3 protein-coding genes are annotated in these 2,740 nt (G+C 43.6%); all 3 read right to left on the bottom strand.

The features are described from left to right. Positions 1–44: 44 nt before the first annotated feature. Positions 45–1,658 (bottom strand): IS66 family transposase, encoded by a 1,614-nt coding sequence (locus FGS84_RS30450; protein WP_138311872.1) that lies wholly within the window; start codon positions 1,656–1,658, stop codon positions 45–47. A gap of 266 nt (positions 1,659–1,924) precedes the next feature. Next, positions 1,925–2,281 (bottom strand): IS66 family insertion sequence element accessory protein TnpB, encoded by a 357-nt coding sequence (gene tnpB, locus FGS84_RS30445; RefSeq protein ID WP_138311871.1) that lies wholly within the window; start codon positions 2,279–2,281, stop codon positions 1,925–1,927. After that, a complete protein-coding gene (locus FGS84_RS30440; RefSeq protein ID WP_195416015.1) occupies positions 2,271–2,654 on the bottom strand; it encodes an IS66 family insertion sequence element accessory protein TnpB in 384 nt (127 codons plus the stop codon). The genes tnpB and FGS84_RS30440 overlap by 11 nt, the downstream gene beginning before the upstream one ends. Positions 2,655–2,740: the final 86 nt, after the last annotated feature.

Below are 2,740 nucleotides of genomic sequence, written 5' to 3'. Positions count from 1 at the left end.
GTAAACGTCAAACCATCCGCCCCAGCTTAAACTAACGCCGCTTTTCAGCGGCGTGGTCTCCGGCATTTTTCCGGCAGATTGGTTGACCACGGCATCAACGATGCCAATGCGTTTTTGTCTATAGTTCCATCCTTGTCTGCAAGTTTTGGCAATTCTGTAAGCAGATAGCAAAAATAATTGTAAGTACTCAGATTATTCAGTTTGGCAGTTTCCGAAATGCTGTATATCACAGCACTGGCTTCTGCTCCTCTGATAGAGTCAATTATTACCCAGTTCTTTTTGCCAATGCAGAATGTACGAATTGATCTCTCAGAAGCCGAGTTATCTATCGGGACTTCTCCATCCCTCAGAAATACCTTTAGCTGCTTTTCCTGATTGATGCTGTATTTTAAACCTTTAGCGGTTTCGCCTTTTGGCAGTTGTTCATGGAGCACTTTTTTTACCCATACAAAATACTCCTCAACAAGCGGTTTTACATTCTTTTCTCGCTCCTTGAGCCGTTCTTCTGCTGTAAGCGTCTTTAAAGATTCATCCAGTTTATAGATGGAAGATATCCTTATTAGTGCTTGGTATGCAACCGATTTTTTGGCTGTTTCCCGGTCATCCATTGCCTTTACCGCATTCATAAACGATCTGCGGCAGTGTGCCCAGCAATTCGCGTTGGTCACCCCCTCCAGATTCTTTTCAATCAGATGATACTGGCTTAGACCATCCGTTACAAGGACTCCCTTAAAGTCTTTGTAGTATTGCTCCGGATGATCATGATGCCGGGTCTTCTGGTATTCATACAGGACAATGGGCTTGTCTTTGTAGTATTCGCCAGACCGGTGAACCCACATATAACTCTGTGCTCCTGCAGAACGTCCATCATTGATCACTTCAACCGGTGTTTCGTCACATTGGGTGACATGATATTTAAATAGTTCTTCCTTCATATAGTCATAAACTGGCTGAAAGTATCTCTGCGCACACAGGATGGTCCAATTAGCCATGTTTTGTCTGCTGATATGGACACCACCTCGCTGGAACTCCTGCTCGATTCGGTACAGCGGAATAGAATTCACATACTTCCCATTGATGATGGCAGCTTCCAATGAAGGAGTTACAATGCTGTTCCTAAGAAGATCTTTTGGACGATCACCCCGGACGAATTCATCCTGATGGAGCCCATCTGTGCCGACATACACTTCAACCGTATGAACTTCAACTGTCCAGGAAGCCGGTTCGTAACGCAGACGCTTATAAGATTCATCCGGCATACGCTTGTAGTTTCCGTCACCATACATCTCGTTAAGTTTTTCTTGCGAGACACTGTGAAGAATCTTTTCTTCCGGAAATCCAGACAAATCCGCATCCCGCTTACCGCGCTGCTTTTTCTGTTTTGGGATTGTCGCAAGGACTTCTTCTATCGTTAATTCTTCCATAGTATCTTCCGAAAGTGCTTCGGCTTCATTGAACAGCGATAGTTGTCCGCTGACTGCATCCAGTGTTTCCGTATGGCGTCCAAAACGCTGTTGGTTTGCAATACGTATCTGCTCGATAAGTTTCTCCAAGTTATCATTCATCTGCGTTAACTGATCCTGCATAGACAACACAAGGAGCATCAGATCTTTTTTGTTTAGCTTATTCAATTGTTCCACGGTATATTTTTCAGCCATAAGTTCGCTCTCCTAATTGTCTTTATTATACCGCAGATAGCGTATTTATGCCACTTTCGGCACTTTGGCACTTCGTCATAATGCCTATAGTTTACACGCTTTATACCTCTTATACAAGGATAGAAATATAGAGTTTTCAATGTTCAAAAGTGCCTTGTTTCAGGCGTATATGCCGCAATGCTGACAGCTTTACGGCAAGTTTTGGGATTCCAAAGTCACAGCAAAAACCGAAGGTTTAAATTTCTCTGTTTTGCACAACAAAAACTTTATAACACATGCTTTGGATGGACCTCTTTGATCTTTGGAACAATCGGATTCAAGCCCTGCATCAGCATCTGGTACTGATCTCTAGTCAGTTCCGCCGCTTCCTCGGGCGTGCGCGGCCAGCTGAATGAGCCATCTTCCAAACGCTTATACAAAAGTAAAAACCCGGTCCCCTCCCAAAGCAGGCCTTTCATCCTGTCCGTTCGGCACCCACAGAACAGGAAAAGCACATCCTTCTCAAAAGGATTTAAATCATACTTTGTGCCGATTAATTGTGCCAGACCATCAATTCCTTTTCGAAGATCAGTTCTTCCGCAAGCCAATATGATGCGTTTCACGCCGGCTGCTTCAGCTAACATGGATAACGACCTCCAACATCTGTTTTAGAAGTTCAGGAGAAACAGTGTTTGATAATCCTATCGTCAACTTCCCGGTGCGGATGATTGCATCTGCTTGAAATGACTGCCCGAAAGATTCAGAAGCTCCCTGTGGTTGAACTGGTAATTCTGCAAATGTAACAGTGCCTTCCTGACTGGTAGCCGGTAGGTTGATTGAAGACATTTGCTCATATGCTTCCTTGCGTATTTTGCGAAGCCAGTAGTAGTAACTCTTTTCGCTGATGTCATGATCCATCATCCACTGTTTGGCAGTCTGTCCTTCCGGTCGCTGTTGACATTGCTCAATAATTGATTTCCAATTAGCAAGCCTTACTTCATGAGTGGTTTTATCCATAGTATTTACCTCCATTTGAAAAAACTAGTTAGTTTTTTGCATTTTTTCAAGTGTGCCATAAAACTCATCAGAAAGAAAGGCGGATG

Origin of the sequence: Clostridium sp. 1001271st1 H5 (genome assembly GCF_005845215.1) — a bacterium.
Lineage (GTDB): Bacteria > Bacillota > Clostridia > Lachnospirales > Lachnospiraceae > Enterocloster.
The sequence above is the reverse complement of the archived record's forward strand: the minus strand, read 5'-3'. Positions and strand labels throughout refer to the sequence as shown.

Coding starts and splice junctions, on each gene's coding strand:
- FGS84_RS30440 (WP_195416015.1), bottom strand. CDS start 2,654: ATGGATAAAACCACTCATGAAGTAAGGCTTGCTAATTGGAAATCAATT.
- FGS84_RS30450 (WP_138311872.1), bottom strand. CDS start 1,658: ATGGCTGAAAAATATACCGTGGAACAATTGAATAAGCTAAACAAAAAA.
- tnpB (WP_138311871.1), bottom strand. CDS start 2,281: ATGTTAGCTGAAGCAGCCGGCGTGAAACGCATCATATTGGCTTGCGGA.